This window comes from Pantoea sp. GM01 (assembly GCF_000282675.1).
Lineage (GTDB): Bacteria > Pseudomonadota > Gammaproteobacteria > Enterobacterales > Enterobacteriaceae > Pantoea > Pantoea nemavictus.
In genome coordinates, this window is record NZ_AKIU01000083.1 from 1 (window position 1) to 20316 (window position 20316).

The window sequence follows — 20316 nt, forward strand, 5'->3', positions numbered from 1 at the left end:
GTGATTGATGAAGCGGGTAACACCAGCGGCGAGCAGCCGGGTATCGACTTCACCGTTGACACCTCGCGTCTGGACGTCTCCATCACCCACGTAGCGGATGATGAAGGCAGCATTCAGGGCAATGTCGCCAGCGGCGGTAAAACCGACGACACCACGCCAACCGTACACGGTCGTGCGACGCCTAACAGCATCGTCACTATCTACGTGGACGACGTGGCAATCGGCACCGTACGTACCAATGCGTTCGGCTTCTGGGAACAGGAACTGGCGCTGACCGAAGGCACCTACGCCATTAAGGCCAGCGTGACCAACGCCAGCGGCACTACCACCACCAACGAGTTTTCGCTGGAGATTGATACCACTGCACCTAACCGCGCCGTCATTGACAGCGTAATAGATGATGTGGGCGCCGATCAGGGCAACGTGCCGAACGGCGGTAAAACCGATGACAGCACGCCAACCGTAGAGGGCCGTGGCGTACCTGGCGATATCGTCACCGTGTATGTTGACGACATTCCACAGGGCACCCGTGTAGTGCGTGAAGACGGTACCTGGAGCTTCACGCTGCCACCGCAGGAAGATGGCGTTAAGCAGATCTCGGTCAGCTTCACGGATGAAGTGGGTAACGAAGGTGACCGTTCAGCGGATTGGGAAATTACCATTGATACCGTGCCACCGGCCGGTGCCATTACCGCGGCAACTAACAACAGCGATCCAGCTGTACCGGTCGATGTGGCAGAAGGCGGTTACACCTTCGACCAGACGCCAGTGTTCAGCGGTATCGGTGAAGAGGGCGCCACGGTACGTCTCTATGACCAAACCGGTCGTCTGCTGGGCACCACCATTGTTACCGGCGGCGTATGGCAGATTGAATCTGCTCTGTTGACAGAAGGTCCGCATGTAGTGAAAGCGGTGTTCGACGATGGCGTGTATCAAGTGGAGAGCGCGGAGTGGGCGATTAACATCGACATCACGCTGCCGACCGGCACCATCGACCAGATTTACGATGACAATGGCCGTGATACCGGACCGTTAGCCAGCGGCGACCGTACCGATGACCGTACGCCAACCCTGAGCGGCACCGCTGAGCCATTTGCGTGGGTTTACATCTACGATGGCGCAGGCACCACCGTGCTGGGCTCAGGCCAGGCGAATGCGGCCGGAGTTTGGGAATTTGATGTCGCGGTACCGCGTGATGGCACCTACAACTTTACCGCGCAGTTTGTTGACCGCGCCGGTAATGAAAGCACCACCCGTGCGGATTCGTGGCCGATTACCATCGACACCACGCCACCAACGGTAGGACGTATCACCAATGCCTATGATGACTTTGGTGCCAGCACCGGCAACGTCGCCAACGGCGGCAGCACCGATGATGTGCGCCCAACCTATCGCGGCACCGGGGAAGAAGGCTCGATTGTGCGTCTGTGGGAAGGTGCCACTGAGATTGGCTCTGCTGTTGTTACCGGCGGAACCTGGGAAATTACGCCAAACCGTGACTTCGTTGGTACCGGTCTGCACACGGTGACCGCGACCTTTGAGGATGATCTGGGTAACCGTGGCGGGCATTCACCGGGTTATGCGGTGAATATTGGGCCGGACTTTACACTCCCAAGACTTGCAACCTTTATGCAGCTTTGGGAGGGAAGCAACAGGCAAAATGGGATTTATGACTTACCGACAGGTCAGACCAATTTGAATATTGATCTGGGGAGATATCATACCCAAACTGATACTCCTGATTATGTTCGAGTTGGGTTCTGGGGTGGCCTGTATCCAGTTCCTGGACTGACAATGTATATTGTTGTCAATGGAACTCGTCATACATTGACCCATGCCGCTGCTACAGATTATGGCGTATGGCACACAAGTTCGTTTAACTTTTTAACTTACCAAAATGGCTCATTCTCCATGTACATTGAAGCAAGCATTGGAGGAAATACCCAAAGATCACCTACATATACAGCTACTGTAAGTAATAGAACAAGGAGCACATTCTCCATCGTTGAGCCAGATGATGACGCAGTACTAGCATCTGCGATGGTAGAAAAAGATGAGGCGCAAGCCCAGCATGAAGAATTGCCAAAAGAAGCTGTATCTACATCAGAAGCAATAGCTGATGAAGATGCAGACAATGATGAAGCGGAAACTGTATCGAGTGAAGAGGTGGTTGCGGAAGTCAACGATCCGGAAAGCGTTACTGAAGCTGAAGCCGCACTGCTTGCCAGCGCAGCCGAAGTCGAAGGCACCGAAGGTGAAATCGACACCTGGGAGATCACCGGCAGCGACCTGGTGATTGACCTGGCGAAGTACGCGGCGGCGCTGGAGTCGGTGGAAGTGATTGATATCACCGGCGACGGCGACAACACCCTGAATATCAGCCTTGGCGATATTCTGGTGCACGGCGAGAAAGACCTGTTCGTTGCCGATGGCAAAGTACAGATGATGGTGAAAGGTAACGAAGGCGATGTGGTCAACCTGTCTGACCTGTTACCGGACGGTAGCGATACCGGTGACTGGAACGCAGGCGAGAACGTGTGGGTAGACGGCGTGGAGTACACGGTTTACGCCCACACCGGCCAGGCGGCGGAAGTCCTGATTCAAATGGGCGTTCAGACCAACCTGGAAAACCACTAATCCCTTAATTACTACAAATGGGGTGCCCTGCGGGGCACCTCTGGAGAACTGTCATGACTGTATTTAAATCTTCTCTGCTGGCGCTGTGCCTGGCCAGCAGCGGACTCTTCGCGCTACAGGCGAGCGCGGCCAGCGACGAGCAAAAATTTGGTAACCCGTATCAAACCGCGGCTGAAGTGTTTAACACCCAGGCGCAGGTGGTTTACTACCGCACCGCGCAGCAGGATCAGCACGGCGCGGCCCACGTCTACGTTGACGGCGAGTTTCAAACCTCGCTGCTGGCGGGCGGTTACAGCACCTTCTGCGTCGCGCCGGGCAGCCACACCCTCGGCGCTTACGTAAAAGATGCGCCGCTGTACAAAGGCAAAGCACAGCCGGGTTATCGCATGGACTTCGAAGGCGGTAAAACCTACTTCGTGCAGGTCGATGATGCGCTTAACGGTCGTCCGCTGGTGCAAACCCGCAGCGAAGCCGAGCGTAAGCTGCTCAATCTGCGTCAGCAGCAGCACGTGCTGTCACGCGCTTCTGCGGTGGAAGCGTGCCAGTACCAGCCGATGACCCACAAGGATTACACCCTGGCCGGCGACATCCTGTTCCGCTTCGGTAAATCCGGACTGTCGGACATCACCGGTGCCGGTCGTAGCGCGGTGGGTGCGCTGATCAAACAGCTGCATCAGGACGACGTCAAGCTCGACCGCATTGAAGTTATCGGTCATACCGATGACATCGGCAGCCGCGCGGGCAACATGGCGCTGGGCCTCAAGCGTGCCACCACCATCCGCGAAATGCTGATGGACGGCGGCCTGCCGGGCAACGCGCTGATTGCACGCAGCGCCGGCAGCAACGAGCCGGTAGTGAACGACTGTAGCGGCAACCGCCAGGCGCAGATCGAGTGTAAAGCACCGAACCGCCGCGTGGTGGTCCGTGTTGCTGTAGACCAGTAAGCAGTAACATCAACGCAAGGCGGCCTGAGGGCCGCCTTTTTTTTGCCTGTTATTCACAATGTAAAGCAAAAAACTAAACCGAGATGCGTCTTGTAGCCGCAGCACAAGAATATTCTTATCATCACGCCATATTCAGGATATAAATTTTCCCTGCCGGGAAACCCTATTTTCTTCTTAAATCTATTTAACGGTAATGTAATGAAAAAATTGATTCCTGCGGTAACCGCACTATTTATTCTCTCGGGTTGCGCTGCCACCAATAAACCCGCTTCTAAAACGCCTGCTACCGATAAATCGGCCACGCCGAGCGTGGTGACGCCAGCGCCAGCAGCGCAGCCGGCACGCGTCAGCACGGCGGAAGGGCAGACCCAGGATTACGCCTCACGCATGATGCAGTGCCGTAAAGAGCTGGATGCGCTGCAAATGTACAGCGCCACTAAGCATCAGCAGTTCAGCGCCGAGTTTAATCGCACCGCAGGGCAGCTGAAGAAATACCTCGAAGTGAAAAACAATATTGGCATGGACGTTAACGATCTGGCCATGCCGAAATATCAATTTGCCATTCGCGACGTTTGCTTCCGCATTAAAACGCAGCTGGCGACCAGCATCGTCACCGCGAAGTAAGGGTTTAACTTTGTCATTCTCTCTGCGTAATGATGCGCAGATTTTATTTAGCGGTCGGGATAGTCACACGATAATTAATCGGCAAGCCATCTTTTAGTTTATTAAGCGCCGACCTTTGGATAGCAATCAATAACCGAACAGAGCAGCTTCAACCTCACCGGGAGCCTGATGTTTCATCGCTGCCTATCGCTTGAGGCATTAGGTCTGGAGCTTTTACTCTGCGGTTATTTTCATTGCTGAGCACAGCGGCGTTTACGCCGCTTTTTTTTTCACAGCGCCCCAGGAAATTTCAACCATGTCTGCGGTAAAGCGTCACATCTTCTGCTTCATGCTGCTGGCACCTTGCCTGCCAGCCGCCTCGGCCTCAACCATTGAGTCCAGTAAGTTTGGCGAGCCCTATTCCAAACATCAGCCGGTTACCCAGCAGTTAAGCCAGGTGATCTTTTATCGCCCGTTAGCCGAGATCACCGCGAACGGCGGGGCCACGGTGTATATCGATGGCAAAATGCACACCAGCCTGTTGCCCGGCGGGTATACCTCCTTTTGCGTGCCGCCGGGTATTCATAGCCTTGGCGTGCGCTTAAGTCGATTTTTACCCGCAGCCGGTGAGGAGCGCGCGCTGTTCCTGACCACCATGAAGCCTGGTCGCACCTACTTCCTGCGCGTCGATGAGCAAGCCCTGCTGGACCAACCGCCTGAACCGGTGCGCGTGTTACCAGGTGAAAAAGAGGTGCAGCATACGCGCCGCCAGGCTCATCTACTCTCGCGCGCCACCTCTGTCATTCCTTGCGCCTTCGATTACGCCCGCGCCCAACCGATGATTGACTATCTGCTGCCTAACACCTCGCTGTTTACCGACAACACCACACTTTCTCAGCAGGGACGCGAAGCCATTTCCGATTTAGCGGTACAAATTCGTCGCAATCACAACTGGATCAATCAGCTGCGCGTGGTGTTTGGTGCTGAAGTCGCCAGCGGCCGACCGCAGCGTGAGGCGCAGATTCGCCAGGCGCTGATTGATGCCGCGATTGCGCCCAACACCATCGTGTTTGATCAGGCGATGCACCCGCAGCAAAACATGCTGATTCTGCAAGTCAACTAAGCAGCGACGGGTAATTGAGCCCAGTCCCGCTTCCAAGACCTGGCTTATGGTGACATTCGCGTTAAAACACCAGAATTGTCTGAAAGATTGGGTCAGCAGGGGCTGGCCCGACATGGAAAACCAACCCAATAGATTGATTACGCAATTTTGCGCAATAAGGACAACCAGCATGAACATTCATTCATCTACTCAGGCCGGGACAGCACCTGCAGCATGGCTGTCCGGTCGTTTTCTGCCACACATTTTTGCCGGGGATCGCCCGGAGAAATTCAAATCAACCGAGTGGTCGACACTCGACGTCCGTAACCACGCCTGGTCTGAAGGCGGTCAACTGATGCAGTCGCTTAATCAGGCTAACGGCATCACCAGTCTGCACGGTTTAGTGGTGCACGGCGCTGCCTACGCGTCACTGCTGGCGCTGGGTAGCATGGCTGCAGTAGGACGTGAAAGTAGCTATGAATTGGTGATGGCGAACGTGGCTTATGCCACACCGGGCGGGGAGTTCATCGGCCAGTGGCCAACGCCGGTCACGCCGGTAGAGCCGCAGCAGCCCGCGAGCGAAACCCGTAAAGGTGACGAGCAGCACAGTGAGATTTTCATGCCAGTGGTTGAAGATGTGGCGCTGAGCGAACCGCAAAGCCAGCAAACGGTGCAGGAAGAGGTGCTGGTCAGCCATCAGGTTGACAACGAAATGCCCAAAACGGTATTCGAGCAGCTGATTCTGACCGCAGAAGAGTTACCGGCGCTGGAGGAAGCGGAGAAAGCCGTCACGGCGAATCCTATCGTGCACTTTAGCGTTGAGGCGGTTAACGCACAGCAAGGTGCGTTGCCGGAATCGGGTATTTCTCATGACGATCGCCCGAGCTTTAAGGGGCAAGCCGCACCCGGTAGCCTGATTGAATTGGTGAACCAGCATGGCGAGATTCTCGGCAGCAGTGTGGTAGACCAAAGCGGTCACTGGTACATCGAACTGCATCAACCCCTGGACAATGGCAGCTACGACTTCAGCTTCTACACCACCGGTAGCGATGGTGTGCGTGAGATGGCAGGGCAAAACCTGCATCTGATTATTGCCGTTGCACCGGTCATGGTCGAACCCGTCATTGTCGAGAGCGGACTACCGGTTATCGACGCACCTTCCTTCAGCGTGCTGCCGATGATCGAAAATGAACCGGCACTCAATCTTGACCTGATTGTGGCAGTTGAGCCGGTGCAAGTGGCCAGCGATTTCGCGTTTGGCCTTAGCGATCTGCTGCTGGATAGCGCCACGGAGCTGCTGTTTGTTGAATCCGCGGATCAAACCCAGGCGACATTCGATGAATCTGCGCTGCAGATGCTGATCCATCCACAAGGCGGCATAACGCTGTGGCAAGAGCAGGAGGATCTGGCTCTGATGGGGATTGAATACACACCAACGGCGGCCGCCCTCAGCACCGACGCGATATTGGCCGACCTGATGGCTCAAAATAACTTCTAACCGGGAGCGCGGGTGACAGGTTGTCACCCGCTTTATCTAATGAAAAAACAGATCATTTTTGCGCTGCTGGCGTGTTTTGCATCGGCTTATGTGCAGGCCATTTCGCCGACGCCGCCATCCCCGACGACGTCTGCAGACCGCCTTGCTGACGGTAAGCCGGGCGCCAACCAGGTGAGAGTGGTCTATTACCGCAAGGACGACCGCGTCGGCGATGGGGTCGCCAATCTGTATGTCGACGGTGAGTTTCATGCCGCGCTGCTGCCCAATAGTTATAACGTTTTTTGCCTGACGCCAGGACGGCATTTTATTGGTTCGTGGTTCAAAGAGGCGCCGCACTATTTAGGTAAAGAGGCGCCGACGCAGGAGTACCAGTTCAAAGCGGGCGAAACCATTTTTCTGCGCGTTGATGCCTCATATAATGGTCGTTCGCTTATCAAACAAAAACAGCAGGTTGAATTGGAATCTGTTGGCTTACACGAAAGTATTCATATGCTTTCCCGAGCTTCAGCCGTTGTCCCCTGCAAAAGTGGTGTTTTTGATGCTTCCTGATGTTGTACCCTTGCAGTGTGAGCGCGTAGCTACCTGCTTTTAATTAACACAAGTTATTGTTAATACATCCTTATTCTGATGAAGCTCCTTTCATTGGAATAAGGATTTTTTTTGCCGTCATTATGCACTTCTTCCCTTCATCCAAGACCCGGCTTGTATGCCCCATAAGCGTCGTCTGTCAGAATTTTCTCAAATCGCAGGAATTTTCCTGCACAGAGAATTGCCACCTTCGATACAACGACTGAGATGCTGAAATGGACGCGAACTCGCTGACTGAGCAACAAGAATCTGAACTGCAGGCCAATGCGCGGATACAAACCCGCATTGACGATACGCTTTTACAAAGCCTTTCATGGATTTGCCACCACTATGGTATGGGAAAAAGCGATGACGCGCTGATGGCTGGCCTGCCAAAAGGCACCTTGCTGACGCCGTCATTGGCACTCAAAGCACTGGAAAATGCCAACATGGCCGGCGGTTTGGTTGAGCGCCAGGCTTGGGAATTACCTGAGCAGGTTATGCCGATTATTCTGGTGCGCAAAGGAGCGGGCGGCAGTCTGTTGTTAAGTCGTGAGCGTCGTAAAAACGACGAAGACAAGATGACGCTTTACTATCAGCTCATCATGCCGGAAGTCAGCCCTTCGCCGGTTGAAATTACTCATGAAGAGCTAACCGAATGGTATTCCGGTTATGCCATTCTGGTGAAACCGGTCGCCAAAGTTGATCCGCAGGTTGCCGATGATCTGCCGCAGAACCAGAAGCACTGGCTGTTCAGCACCTTATGGATTTATCGCCGTTATTATCGCAGCGCCGCGTTAGCCGCCGTGCTAGTCAACGTGCTGGCTTTGGCAAGCATCTTCTTCACCATGAACGTTTATGACCGCGTCATTCCTAACCAGGCGTTTGTCACGCTGTGGTCGCTGGCGATTGGTGTGGTTGTGGCCATGGTATTTGAAGCGATTACCCGCTACGTGCGTGCGCATCTGCTCGACGTTGCCGGTAAAAAGGCTGACCTGATACTCGGCAGCGTGTTATTCCGCCAGGCACTGGCGGTGCGGATGGAAAACAAGCCGTCATCTTCAGGACTGTTTGCTAACCAGCTGCGTGAATTCGAATCGGTGCGTGATTTCGTCTCCTCTGCCACGCTGGCCGCCATCTCTGACCTGCCGTTTGTGCTGCTGTTTGTCGCTGTCATCTTCATGATTGGCGGACCGCTGGGCTGGGTACCCTTGATGATGATTCCGACCATCATTTTGGTCAGCGTGATTATCCAGTGGCCGCTGAAAAAGATCATGCGTAGCAACCTGCAGGAAGCCTCGTTGAAGCAGGGCGTGTTGATTGAATCCATTGAGGGCATGGAAACCCTGAAAGCTGTCGCAGGCGAAGCGCACATGCAGCGTCGCTGGCAGAACTTCAGCGCCATGCAGGCCGAGAGCGGCATGAAATCCAAGCGTATCTCAACCGGCGCTATGGGCGCGGTGACCTTCCTGCAGCAATTCCAAACCGTGCTGTTAATCGTGATTGGTGTCTATCTGATCTCCGACGGCACGCTGACCATGGGTGCGCTGATTGCGACCGTGATGCTCTCTGGTCGCGCCACCGCGCCGCTAGGTCAGGTGATGGGACTGGCGGTGCGCTATCAGCAGGCAAAAGCGGCGCTGGATTCACTCAACAAGCTGATGGAAATGCCGACCGATCGCGATCCTGAGCAGGTCTATCTGCCACAGCCAGAGTTGAATGGCGACGTTGAACTGAAAAACATCGCTTTCTCTTATCCCGCACCGCCGATGCGCCCGAACCCGGAAATTCTCAGCGGAATCTCGGTCACCATCAAAGCAGGCGAACGTGTGGCCATCCTCGGACGTATCGGCAGCGGTAAATCGACGCTGCTGCGCATTATGGCGCGCCTGTATCAACCGGTTAAAGGGCAGGTTTTTGCTGGCGGACTGGATGTCAACCAGATCGACCCTGCCGACTGGCGCCGTGCGGTGGGCTATGTCGGCCAGGATGCGCGCCTGTTCTACGGCACGCTGCGTGAAAACGTGATGATCGGCCAGCCGGATGCCACTTCCAATGAGTTGCTGCGCGTTTTGCGCCTCACCGGTCTCGATCAAATCGCCGCGCGCCATCCTGCAGGCATCAACCTGCCGGTGGGTGAACACGGTAACGCCTTGTCAGGCGGGCAGCGTCAACTGGTTTCCCTGGCACGCACGCTGCTGCTGCGTCCTAAGGTGCTGCTGCTGGACGAACCGACCAGCGCGATGGACAACCAGACCGAGGCTATTTTCCTTGAGCATCTGAAGAAGGCGACTGCCGACCAAACGCTGGTGGTGGTGACGCATCGTCCATCGCTGCTGGCGCTGGTCGACCGCATCATCATCGTCGAAAACGGCAAGGTTGCCGCAGACGGTCCAAAAGCCAACATTCTGGCAACCCTGCGCGGTGAGGCGGCTCAGGCACCGGTATCAGTGCAGAAAAAGCCGATTGCCACACCACAAACTTCCGCTAATGAGTCGGTTAATCCCGAGGCATCAGCGCAGGAGAAAACTGTATGAAATGGCCACGTTTAGGCTTTGGTAAGCAAAAGAAATTTGTTTCTGCTGCCGATGCCCACTTTATGAACGACATCCAGGAATCGTTGATGTCACAAAGCACGCCTGGCTCGCGCCTGGTGCTGTGGATGATCCTGATTATTTTTAGCTCGGCACTTATCTGGGCTAGCCTGGCACGCGTGGAAGAGATTACGCGCGGCGACGCCACCATTATTTCGAAAAGCCGTGAGCAGGTGATCCAGAGCCTCGAAGGCGGGATTTTGGCCGAGATGAACGTGCGTGAAGGGGATGTGGTTGAGCAGGGGCAAATTCTGCTGAAAATCGACCCAACACGTGCACAGTCCAGCTATCGCGAAGTGCTGAATAAAGTGATTGGCCTTAAGGCGACCATCACCCGTTTACGTGCTGAAGCCTATCAAATGCCACTGAAGTTCGACGAGCAGGTGATGTCTGATCCTGCTGTCGTCCAGCAGGAAACACGTGCCTATAACTCGCGCAAAAAAGCACTGGATGAAAGCGTCGAGTCTTTACAACGCAGCTATGCCTTATCAATGCGCGAAGTCTCGCTGGCTGAGCCGCTGGCTAAGCGCGGATTGCTGTCGGAAGTTGAACTGTTGCGCATGCGTCGTTCCGCTAACGATCTGCTGTCGCAGGTTGTTGAACGTAAGAACCGTTTCCAGGCGGATGCCAACTCCGAGTTGATCAAGCTGGAGCTGGAGCTGTCACAAACCTCTGAAAACCTGATTGGCCGATCTGACGTGCTGGAGCGCACCAGCATCAGCGCTCCGGTACGTGGCACGGTGAAGAATGTGCGTGTTAACACCATCGGCGGCGTTATCCAGCCGGGCGAGCACATCATGGAGATCGTCCCATTGGAAGATCAGCTGCTGGTGGAAGGCAAAATCCGACCTTCTGATGTCGCCTTCTTGCGTCCCGGTTTGCCAGCGATGGTGAAGATCACCGCCTATGACTACGCCATTTATGGCGGTTTGACCGGCAAGGTCGAGTTCATCAGCCCTGACACCCTCAAGGACGATCAGAAAGCCGCGGCTGGGCGCCCGGACGATACCTACTATCGCGTGATGATTCTCACCGATCACAGCTCGCTGACCGCAGGCGGTAAAGAGCTGCCCATTATTCCCGGCATGATCGCCACCGTTGAGATTCGTACCGGCGAAAAAACCATTCTTGATTACTTGCTGAAACCGGTAATGAAAGCCCGTGAAGCGTTTCGTGAGCGTTAATACTAATGAACAATACTTCTTTGCAGTTTAGAACCCAGGTTGGCTTGTTAGCAGTACTGATTGCATCACAGTTTTGGATGTCCACCGCCGATGCAAGTATTGAAGACGATGAGTTATTGCAGTTTATCTCTGCGGCGCAGCAGCCCAAAAAGACAGCGCCAGTGACGTCCCCGCGTCCGGCGAGCGTCTTCCGCGATAGCAACAGCAGCGGTGCCGCCACCGCAGTAACCGAGTCAAATAGCCGTGCCCGCGCACCGGTGAGTGTTTCGCTACCCACGCCGGTGGTGCGCACGCCGGTGGCGACACCCGCGACAACGCTGGCGGCTTCAACGCAGGCGTTACCTAAAAAAACAACCGTGACGGCTCCCGCTGCGGGTGTGCGTCAACCGGTATTGATTTGGGAGTCAGAGCCAGCCGTCAGCGTTCCACGCGCTCAAGCCTTGCCAAAAGCGGAAGCAAAGCCGGGCAATGCGCCCGTTCGTCCACTGTTTTCTGGCCAGGCTTCGACAACCATCGCGGCTGCGCCAGTAACGCATGCTGTGGCAAAACCGGTTGTCGACGTGAAAGAAAATGTGGGGCCAGCGGTAAGTTCTGCGGCGCAACAACGCGCAGCGGCGGAACTTAACCAACAGCAAAACGTTAACTTTAATCCGTTCACTGCAGTACCCGAGGAGCCTGTTGCAGCCTCAAATCAGGAGGCTAAGCAGCTAAACCGTTTGAACGCGTTACCTTCAGCTGCAGCGCTTAACAGCCATCACAAAGGGGCTGGCCCGGATGAAAATGCGCTCCGCGCCATATTTTATCGCGCCACGCAAATTGCATTGCAGACCAGCCCGCAGTTGCGTAGTGCACAGTTTAGCGTGCAAGCAGCAGAGGCGAATGTCGATGAAGCTAAAGGGCAACGCTGGCCTCAGGTTGATTTGAGCACCAGTTCACGTTCTGTTCAGTTTGGCGGTGGCGAAAAGAGTAAGCAGAGCAATGTACCGGCAGTCAGCATGAATGTGGCCACCACGCTCTACGATTTCGGTCAAACCGGCCATACTATTGATAGTCGTAAAAAGACCGCCAACGCAGCCAGTAGCGCGGTGAATGCTTCTGCTGAAGATCTCGCCTGGCAGGTGAGTGGCGCATTAGTCGAACTGAGTAAGCAGCGGTTAATCATCGAATTGAGCCAACAATACGTTGCGCGCATGAAAGAGCTGGTGAAAATGCTGAGCGGTATTGTTGGTTCGGACCCAGGCCGCCGCAGTGAATTAACCCAGGCAAGGGGGCGCGAACTTCAGGCGCAGTCTTCGCTGGACAACGCGCTGGCCAAAGCGCGTGAAACGGAAATTACGCTGTATAAATTGATTGGTAATACCGAGGTGCCTTTACCGCGCACCGCGCAGTGGAATCTTGCGCTGTCCTCAATGGAACGTTTGCTGTCGAACGTTGATCAGCATCCGGTGCTCCGCCAGGCGCAGGCGCAGACTGAAGCCGCCATTGCTGAGGCTAAGGCGGTGCGTTCCAGCAATATGCCAAAAGTGAATTGGGTGGTGAGTAAAAATACCGCTGAGGATCAGTTTGGGCGTCAGCAGGCGTGGCAAACCGGCGTGAATGTCAGCTGGGGTCTGTTCCGTGGCGGTTCAGGTACCGCTGCAGAGCAGGCTGCACTGCAACGTGCTGAAGCTCAGCGCGAACAAATTGCAGAACAAAAGCGCGATCTTGACTATCGTATACGTAACGCCGACCAGGACGCGCGCTCCATGCTGCAGCGTGCTGATCTTTACCGTAATTTGACGGTCGAGTCCGATCGTATTCGCTTGGCATTCTTTGACCAGTGGTACCACTTGGGGAAAAGGACTTTGCTTGACGTGTTATCTGCAGAATCTGATTACTACAACAACCGCGTGGCCGAAGTGACCAATCGCTTCGACAGTTACAGTGCCACCTTCCGCGGCTACGCCAGCGCAGGCCAGCTCATTCCATGGCTGAGTGGCAACTTACGCTGATTTCACTGGATATCAGTCAAACAAAGAGATTATTTACTGAGGTCATTAAAGATGAGTTGGTTATCTGATAACAAAAAAATATCTATTGTTCTACTGGATGATCACCCCATTATCCGCAGTTCGCTGCAGATGGTGATTACGGATGAAAAAGACTTTGTGCTCAGCGGCTGTTTTGGCCTGAGCAACGAGTTAATGCGTTACTTACGTACCGATCGGCCTGATGTGTTGATCCTCGATTATATTTTAGGCGATGAAGAGTTAGATGGATTATCGCTGATTCGTCAGATTTTAAATCACTATCCGGCGATGAAAATCTTGCTCTCTTCTTCAGTTGAGAGCCTGGCGGTGATCCGCACGGCTTATAACATCGGTATTCGTGGCTACGTGAGTAAACGCGCGACGATGGAAGAGTATTTCCATGCTATTCGTCAGGTCGCGAGTGGTCAGATTTACCGCCCGGAAAATATTAAACATGAGCTGCTGGCCATGCCGGTAAAAGCGCCGTCTGCCCCAATGAATAAGGGTGAAGAGGGCGTTGAAGGTGAAGCAGCGGAAAGTCGTGAAGATGTTTTCCGCAATGTGCAATTGCTTACTCCGCGTGAATCTGAAATTTTGCGTTGCTTCCTCGATGGCATGACGATTTTGCAAATCTCCGCCAAAATAAAGCGCAGTCGCAAGACCATCAGCGGCCATAAACAATCCGGCATGCGTAAGCTGGGTATCAAAAGCGATATTGAGCTATTCAAATATCGCGATGATTTATTCAACTGATCATTATGAATAACGTAATCATTGTCGAAACGCTCGAGCAAAGACGAAGAGTCATTCAGTCTGTATTACTCACGCAAAATATGCGGGTATTAGGGAGTGCAACTAATGGTTATGAAGCCCTGCAACTGGTAGAAACCGTTGCGGCGGATACAGTAATAATGAGCACGGAATTACCCGCTATTTCGGCTATTGAGGTGCTGGAACTGCTCAATAAACGTCAATATGCGGGGAAAACTATCCTGATTGCCGCGCAGCCCGAGCAACAATCAACGGAGGCTTTTCGTCGCTGTGGCGCGGCAGCACTGATTGGCGAAGATAATCTTCCCCAGGATCTGCCGCGCGCCATTGATGCCGTTCAGGACGGCTACGCTTTTTTTCCATTGCAAACCTGCAGTGATGTGGTGGAATTAAGTGCCAGCAATTCACCGCACTCGCTGGAAGAGAAACTCTCGGCGCAAGAGCATAAAGTATTGCAATTCCTGCTGCGTGGATTAAGTAACAGTGAAATCGCGCAAATGATGGGGCTGAGCTGTAAAACGGTCAGCACCTATAAAGCGCGTGTGTTACAAAAGACCCAGGCAAGAAATTTGGTTGAGTTGGTCGGGAAGTTATCTCCCGCGACAAAGCTGTATTGACACGCTATTAAGAAGAGAAGCGGCTGAGGGTTATCGAGTTGACCTGCTACAAATGAGGGTTTTAACGTGAAAGGAGCATTATGAGATTTTGGCGTCGGGTCAGATTACAGTTATGTCTCAGCGTATTTATCCTAAGTTGTGGATTAACTCAGGTTATGGCTGCAACCGAACAAATGACCCTGCTCAGTCGTGTCAACGATGCAGTCGATGCCACTATTCCGCTAACGTTATCTCCTGAAGGTGAACAGTGGGTTAAGCACCATCCGGTATTAAAAGTTGGCGTTTTTTCACGTGACTGGCCGCCGTTCACCTTTCGCAGCAGTCGTAACGAATTGCAGGGAATTTCTGCTGAATATCTTAATCAAATTACCGCTATGTTGGGCGTTTCGGTTGAGGTTACCCGCTTTGAGAGTGAGCAGGCACTGTGGCAAGCGTTAAAAGATAACAAAATTGATCTCATTCCTACCGTAACGTCGTGGGGAGCGCCGCAGGGAAGTCAACTGACTCAGCCTTATACCGGCGTACAATCAATTATTGCCGTACCCTCCAGGCAAAATCAGCAGCCAGGGTATTATCTTACCGATCGTACCGTGGCAATGGCGCGCGGTTTTATGCCTGAAGCAACATTTAAGCGTTATTATCCGCTGGCGAAACTGCAAATCTATGATAATTACCAGGATGCAATCAGTGCGGTGACTTTTGGTCGCGCAGAGGTCTATTTCGGCGATGCCTATCCAGTCAGTCGTAATTTTCTAAATAATTTGCGCATTGCTCAATACGCCAGCACACCTGAAACGAAAATCAGCTTTGCGGTAAATACCAACAACGCAACCTTGCTGACTATTTTTAATCAGGCGCTAAATGCACTGCCAGCCGAATTCTCTCGCAAGATTTTACAATTCTGGTTGCCTGGGCGATCGGGACTATTGCAGGAAGGTCAGCCCATTCCACTCAATAGCGAAGAGCTACTGTGGATTAAAAAACACCCGCAATTAGATGTATTAACGCTGAAAAATTATGCACCCGTCTCGTTTATTGATAATAACGGTAATGTAAGAGGCGTGGGGCCGGATGTGCTGTCAATGGTGGCGCTCACCACCGGCTTGAATTTCCGTTTTATTCGTGGCGATAATGTCGAATCGATGATTGAACAGGTCACTGAAAATAAAGCAGACATGCTGGTGGCTTTAACGCCGAGCGCCAGTCGGCTGGAAAAACTGCGGTTTACCCGCGGATATTTACGTAATGCCTTTGTATTAGTGGTGCCTAAAAAAGATCGACAGACTCTGTCAGTAGCGGATTTACAAGGTAAGCGATTGGGCATTATTGCCGGCACCGCAGTAGAACCGATGATCGCGCAGCAATATCCCACCATCAAAATAGTTCATGCCACTGATGCTAATCACGTGATGAAGCTGCTGGATAAGGGCAAGGTGGATGCGGTAGTCAATACGATGGTTAACACCGAATATCAATTAGTCAGCATCTACAACGACGCATTTAAAATCGTTAATACGGTCGGCGATAATCCTGCGTTTATTGCTTTTGCGGTCTCTGCAAATGAACCGATGCTACAAAATATTATTGATAAAGTTTTACTCTCTTATCCCCCGGATGAATTAGATCTTATTGGTAACCGCTGGCGACCTCATAATATGGTGGTGGAGGACAGCTTCTGGTATCGCTATAGCACCGTCATTATCGGCTCATTAAGTGCTGCGTTAGCGTTAGTACTCATCTCCGCCATTTGGGCCTTTTATCTGCGTCGCCAGACGATACTGAAAGAGCAAGCGCAACAGGCTTTGGATGATCAAAACCAAAAAATGCGTCATCTGCTGGATGGCATGCCGTTCCCGATGTTTACCCGCGATGTTCAGGGACGCCTGATCGACTGTAACCGTCATTATCTTGATATCGTGGGTCTGGAAAGATCGCAGGCGCTGGGCAAAACCATTCTGGAAGAAGCGCCTTTTTATCGGCAGGAACATGCATTGCGCATCCACCAGGTCTTTATGGATGTGATGAACCGTAATCAACCCTACTTTATTGACGAAACCTTTGATGTAAATCCCAACACCGGGAAAAAGAAGTTTATGGCCTTTTACTCCTGGTTTTTGCCTTATCAGGATGCCTCCGGGCAAATGGCTGGCGTATTAGGCGGGTGGATGGATATCACCGAACGCATGCAGATGACGGAAGCGCTGCGCATTGCTAAAGAGCAGGCCGAAGAGGCCAGCCGGGCAAAATCTACCTTCTTATCCACCATGAGCCATGAAATTCGTACCCCGATGAATGCGATTATTGGCATGCTCGATATTGCTATTCGTAAAGGCAAAACTGGCGAGCTGGATATGCAGGCACTGGAAGTGGCGTCAGATTCCGCAGAGGGATTAGTCGAGTTGATCGGCGATATTCTCGACATCTCGCGCATCGAAAATGGGCGCGTGGAGTTAATGCCTAAACCCGGCAATATTGTGGATATCGCGCAGAGCGTGGTGAATACCTTTAAAGGTTTGGCCTTACAAAAACAGATATCTTTGTCCCTGCAAGTTCCGTCTCATGCGGTTGAGAATGTGGAGATCGATGCGCTGCGTATTAAGCAGGTGATGGCCAATCTGTTGAGTAATGCGATTAAATTTACCGACAGCGGTGGCGTGCTACTGGAAGTTGAGCAGCAGTTAAACCAGATGACGCAACAGGCCGAAATTACGCTGCGCGTCAGTGACAGTGGTATTGGTATCCCTCTGGAGCAGCAATCCCAGCTGTTTCAGCCTTTTGAACAGGCGGATAACCGTCGAACCGGCACCGGGTTGGGACTCTATATTAGCCAGTCATTCTGCCGCATGATGAATGGCGACATTACGCTTGAGAGCCAGCCGTCGCAGGGCACGCGCGTAACCGCAACGATTTTACTGCCGGTGGCCAGTCAGTTACCCGCCGCTGAGGTTGCTATGCCGATCAGCAAAAACCTCAGTGAAATGCGCATTCTGATGGTGGATGACAACGTTGCCAACCGCCTGCTGATGAATAAACAGTTAAGCCATTTAGGGCATCAGGTGACAGAAGCGGCAGACGGGCTGGCGGCGCTGGCGTTGATTAATCACCAACGCTGGGATCTGGTCATTACCGACTGCAATATGCCGGGCATGGATGGTTATCAACTGACCCGCGCCATTCGTGATTTGGAGCAAGCTCAGCAACTGCCCGCGCTACCGATTATCGGTTTTACGGCTGACGCCATGAATGAAGCACGCGATCGCTGTTTACAGGCCGGGATGAATGGCTGCTTATTCAAACCCTGTACGCTGGACGACGTGCGGCGCGCGCTACTTGAGGTGTTCGCTCAACCCTCCGATGCCGTGCCGACCTTCCATCTGGCTGAAATAACCGGCAACGATAGTCAACTTAACGCGCAGATCATCGGGCAACTCAAACGCAGTAATGCCGATTATCAGGAAGAGCTGAACCAACTGCTGGCAAAAAGAGATGGCAAATCGTTACTTGAGCTCAATGCGCAAATTCGTGCCTCGGCACAGCGTATTCACGCAGATTTTATCCTGCGTGCCTGTGACAGCGTTGAGCAAGCCAATGAAGAGGAGCGGATTCAGGCGGGATATCAATTGCAAAGCGCTTTACAGCAGTTAGCGGTCTTACTTGATCAAGCGTAAAGCGCTAACGGTATAAATGCCCTCCACAACAGCATTGTGAAGGGCAGCGCATTAAAAACTCTGCCAATCCGCGTCATTCACCAGCGCAACGCGCGAGGATTTCACCGGTGACGGCGTGCGCGCCACCGCTGCGGGCCGCTGAACCTCTGCAGCCTCTGCAACGTGGAATTTACCCACCAGCTGATTAAGATTCCCGGCTTGCTCCTGCAGTGACTGCGAAGCGGCAGAGGCTTCCTCCACCAGCGCGGCGTTCTGCTGCGTGACGTCATCCATCTGATTTACCGCTTGCTGCACCTGCACAATGCCCTGACTCTGCTCGACGGCGGCCGCGGCGATCTCTTCCACCAGCTGACTCACCTGATGGATGGCATCGTTCATCACGCTCATATTGCGGCCGACATCGCTCGCCTGCTCAGCACCCGCTTCGGTCAGACGGTGCGACTCTTCTATTAGCGTCTTAATCTCACGCGCGGCGGTGGTTGAACGTTGCGATAAACTGCGCACTTCGCCTGCCACCACCGCAAACCCTTTCCCATGCTCACCGGCACGCGCGGCTTCTACTGCGGCGTTCAGCGCCAGAATATTGGTCTGGAAGGCAATGCCTTCAATGATCGAGACGATTTCCGTTACCTTACGCGAGCTGCCGCGAATATTGTCCATGGTCGAAAGCATGGTGGTAAGCGATGCGCTGCTTTTTTCCGACAGTCCGCTGGCGTTAGCGGCAAGCTGGCTGGCTTGATGGGTGTTATCCGCCGTTTGACGCACGGTTTCACTTAGCTCGGTCATGCTCGCGGCGGTTTGCTCCAGCGAGGCGGCTTGCTGCTCGGTACGTGAAGAGAGATCTTCGTTGCCAGCGGAGATCTGCACGGAGGCGCTGCTGACCGATTGCGAAGCCTGGCGCACAGACGATAGGGCGCCTGACACACGCTCCATCAGGATATTGAACGAATGCGCCATATTCCCGACTTCATCTCGACGGCTTTCATCTGCTTTCAGGGTGAGATCGAGGTTTTCGCTGGCGGCCATCATCACCTTGCCGGCGGCGGACAAGCTACGACGGATACGCAACACGGTGAACAGCGACAGCAAGCCAAAAATCACCACGGTGGCAATGACGCCGGTGATGGTGGTCCAGAGTACCGAATGGAAGGTGCTACGGTTGGTGGCGCGCAGTTCATCGCCAATGGCAATATTCAGCGCCAGCTGCTTTTGGTAATCCGCAATCAATTGACGAATCGCGCCGCCGATGCCGTTTTGCTCTTCAATCAACGCCAGGCTAAGGTCATTTTGATGGGCGCGGGAAGCCGTCAGAAAGGCCGGCAGCGCGGCGCTCACCCGCTGAATATTGTCGTAAGCGAGTTCGGTTAAACGCTTATCTTCATCGCTGGAGATATCGTGTGCCATGTAGTAATCGGTAAGCGATTTCAACTCAGCCAGCTGCTTAGCGATCTCCTCTTCAACCGCCGGCATTTTGTTGTCATCGGTTTGGCTTTTATGTTTATACAGCGTCAGCGCCAGACGATTACTTCCGTCGATCAGCTTACCGAGATCTTTGATCGAGGGAATCGCATTGGCTTGCACATATTCAAAACGATCCTGAAAGCCGGAAAGCAAACTGATGGCGAGCACGGCTTGCAGAATGATGGCGGCGAACAGCATGGAAAAGCTCAGGAACAGGCGTTGGGAGATGTTCATCTTATTATCCTTAATCTAAAAGCCTCCCTGCGAACGGCGCGCAGAGAACAGGGCAGATTAATAACCATCGGCAGATGAGGGAATTTAGTTAATTTATTTTTATCAGCGGGCGCAAAAATCGTTGCGGAAAGCGGACATTAGCGAGAACAGCAACAGAGCGTTAAGCAGCTAATGGCATTGTAGAGATTCACACAGCTAAGCATCAGACAGTTTCAGAATCCACGTTCAAGCGTATCCGGTCACCATAAATGGCGACCCTACAAGCCCAACAGCGATGATGAGTTCATAAAATGCATGGGTATTGCAGCGCAGGTGTTGAGGCGACATCCTAACCCGCTGAACGACTGAGGGATTCCAGGGCGAGCCGCAGGGATGCGGCGAGAGGCGGCGCTGAGCAGGAGCGAATCGCCGCCGGTCCGTCAGGAAT

The 20316-nt window shown here is 53.3% G+C and carries 13 protein-coding genes; 12 read left to right on the top strand and 1 reads right to left on the bottom strand.

Annotated features, from left to right (window positions below; all coding sequences use genetic code 11):
* From PMI17_RS20985 to PMI17_RS21040, 12 genes are all read left to right on the top strand, one after another.
* The coding region (locus PMI17_RS20985; protein WP_238541558.1) for an Ig-like domain-containing protein at positions 1–2637 on the top strand (2637 nt) is incomplete at its 5' end.
* Between the two features lie 53 nt (positions 2638–2690).
* A complete protein-coding gene (locus PMI17_RS20990; RefSeq protein ID WP_007892511.1) occupies positions 2691–3581 on the top strand; it encodes an OmpA family protein in 891 nt (296 codons plus the stop codon).
* Between the two features lie 198 nt (positions 3582–3779).
* Complete coding sequence (locus PMI17_RS20995) at positions 3780–4205, top strand: hypothetical protein (protein ID WP_007892512.1); 426 nt, start codon at positions 3780–3782, stop codon at positions 4203–4205.
* A 295-nt stretch (positions 4206–4500) separates the two neighbouring features.
* Entirely contained in the window at positions 4501–5307 is an 807-nt protein-coding gene (locus PMI17_RS24545) for a hypothetical protein (RefSeq protein ID WP_007892514.1), read from the top strand.
* 169 nt (positions 5308–5476) lie between these two features.
* Positions 5477–6784, top strand: a complete 1308-nt coding sequence (locus tag PMI17_RS21005; RefSeq protein ID WP_007892521.1) for a hypothetical protein — start codon at positions 5477–5479, stop codon at positions 6782–6784.
* 39 nt (positions 6785–6823) lie between these two features.
* A complete protein-coding gene (locus PMI17_RS21010) occupies positions 6824–7333 on the top strand; it encodes a hypothetical protein (protein WP_049853291.1) in 510 nt (169 codons plus the stop codon).
* A 254-nt stretch (positions 7334–7587) separates the two neighbouring features.
* A complete protein-coding gene (locus tag PMI17_RS21015; RefSeq protein WP_007892523.1) occupies positions 7588–9888 on the top strand; it encodes a type I secretion system permease/ATPase in 2301 nt (766 codons plus the stop codon).
* Positions 9885–11129: an HlyD family type I secretion periplasmic adaptor subunit gene (locus PMI17_RS21020; RefSeq protein WP_007892524.1), complete on the top strand. Its 1245-nt coding sequence runs from the start codon at positions 9885–9887 to the stop codon at positions 11127–11129. Before PMI17_RS21015 ends, PMI17_RS21020 begins: the two co-directional genes overlap by 4 nt.
* Positions 11130–11134: 5 nt before the next feature.
* Complete coding sequence (locus PMI17_RS21025; RefSeq protein WP_007892525.1) at positions 11135–13120, top strand: TolC family protein; 1986 nt, start codon at positions 11135–11137, stop codon at positions 13118–13120.
* A 51-nt stretch (positions 13121–13171) separates the two neighbouring features.
* Positions 13172–13891: a response regulator transcription factor gene (locus PMI17_RS21030; protein ID WP_007892526.1), complete on the top strand. Its 720-nt coding sequence runs from the start codon at positions 13172–13174 to the stop codon at positions 13889–13891.
* A gap of 5 nt (positions 13892–13896) precedes the next feature.
* The gene (locus tag PMI17_RS21035; protein ID WP_007892528.1) at positions 13897–14526 is read left to right on the top strand and encodes a LuxR C-terminal-related transcriptional regulator; all 630 of its coding nucleotides are present in this window, start codon (positions 13897–13899) and stop codon (positions 14524–14526) included.
* A gap of 155 nt (positions 14527–14681) precedes the next feature.
* Positions 14682–18194 carry a transporter substrate-binding domain-containing protein gene (locus PMI17_RS21040; RefSeq protein ID WP_052013368.1) on the top strand — a complete coding sequence of 1171 codons (3513 nt, stop codon included), beginning with the start codon at positions 14682–14684 and terminating at the stop codon, positions 18192–18194.
* Between the two features lie 51 nt (positions 18195–18245).
* Here the strand turns inward: PMI17_RS21040 and PMI17_RS21045 are convergent, their stop codons facing one another.
* Positions 18246–19889, bottom strand: a complete 1644-nt coding sequence (locus PMI17_RS21045) for a methyl-accepting chemotaxis protein (RefSeq protein ID WP_007892540.1) — start codon at positions 19887–19889, stop codon at positions 18246–18248.
* Positions 19890–20316 lie beyond the last annotated feature (427 nt).

What these genes read in the sequence shown, in the direction of transcription:
- PMI17_RS20990 (WP_007892511.1), top strand. Translation starts at nt 2,691, where the DNA reads ATGACTGTATTTAAATCTTCTCTGCTGGCGCTGTGCCTGGCCAGCAGC.
- PMI17_RS20995 (WP_007892512.1), top strand. Translation starts at nt 3,780, where the DNA reads ATGAAAAAATTGATTCCTGCGGTAACCGCACTATTTATTCTCTCGGGT.
- PMI17_RS24545 (WP_007892514.1), top strand. Translation starts at nt 4,501, where the DNA reads ATGTCTGCGGTAAAGCGTCACATCTTCTGCTTCATGCTGCTGGCACCT.
- PMI17_RS21005 (WP_007892521.1), top strand. Translation starts at nt 5,477, where the DNA reads ATGAACATTCATTCATCTACTCAGGCCGGGACAGCACCTGCAGCATGG.
- PMI17_RS21010 (WP_049853291.1), top strand. Translation starts at nt 6,824, where the DNA reads ATGAAAAAACAGATCATTTTTGCGCTGCTGGCGTGTTTTGCATCGGCT.
- PMI17_RS21015 (WP_007892523.1), top strand. Translation starts at nt 7,588, where the DNA reads ATGGACGCGAACTCGCTGACTGAGCAACAAGAATCTGAACTGCAGGCC.
- PMI17_RS21020 (WP_007892524.1), top strand. Translation starts at nt 9,885, where the DNA reads ATGAAATGGCCACGTTTAGGCTTTGGTAAGCAAAAGAAATTTGTTTCT.
- PMI17_RS21025 (WP_007892525.1), top strand. Translation starts at nt 11,135, where the DNA reads ATGAACAATACTTCTTTGCAGTTTAGAACCCAGGTTGGCTTGTTAGCA.
- PMI17_RS21030 (WP_007892526.1), top strand. Translation starts at nt 13,172, where the DNA reads ATGAGTTGGTTATCTGATAACAAAAAAATATCTATTGTTCTACTGGAT.
- PMI17_RS21035 (WP_007892528.1), top strand. Translation starts at nt 13,897, where the DNA reads ATGAATAACGTAATCATTGTCGAAACGCTCGAGCAAAGACGAAGAGTC.
- PMI17_RS21040 (WP_052013368.1), top strand. Translation starts at nt 14,682, where the DNA reads ATGGCTGCAACCGAACAAATGACCCTGCTCAGTCGTGTCAACGATGCA.
- PMI17_RS21045 (WP_007892540.1), bottom strand. Translation starts at nt 19,889, where the DNA reads ATGAACATCTCCCAACGCCTGTTCCTGAGCTTTTCCATGCTGTTCGCC.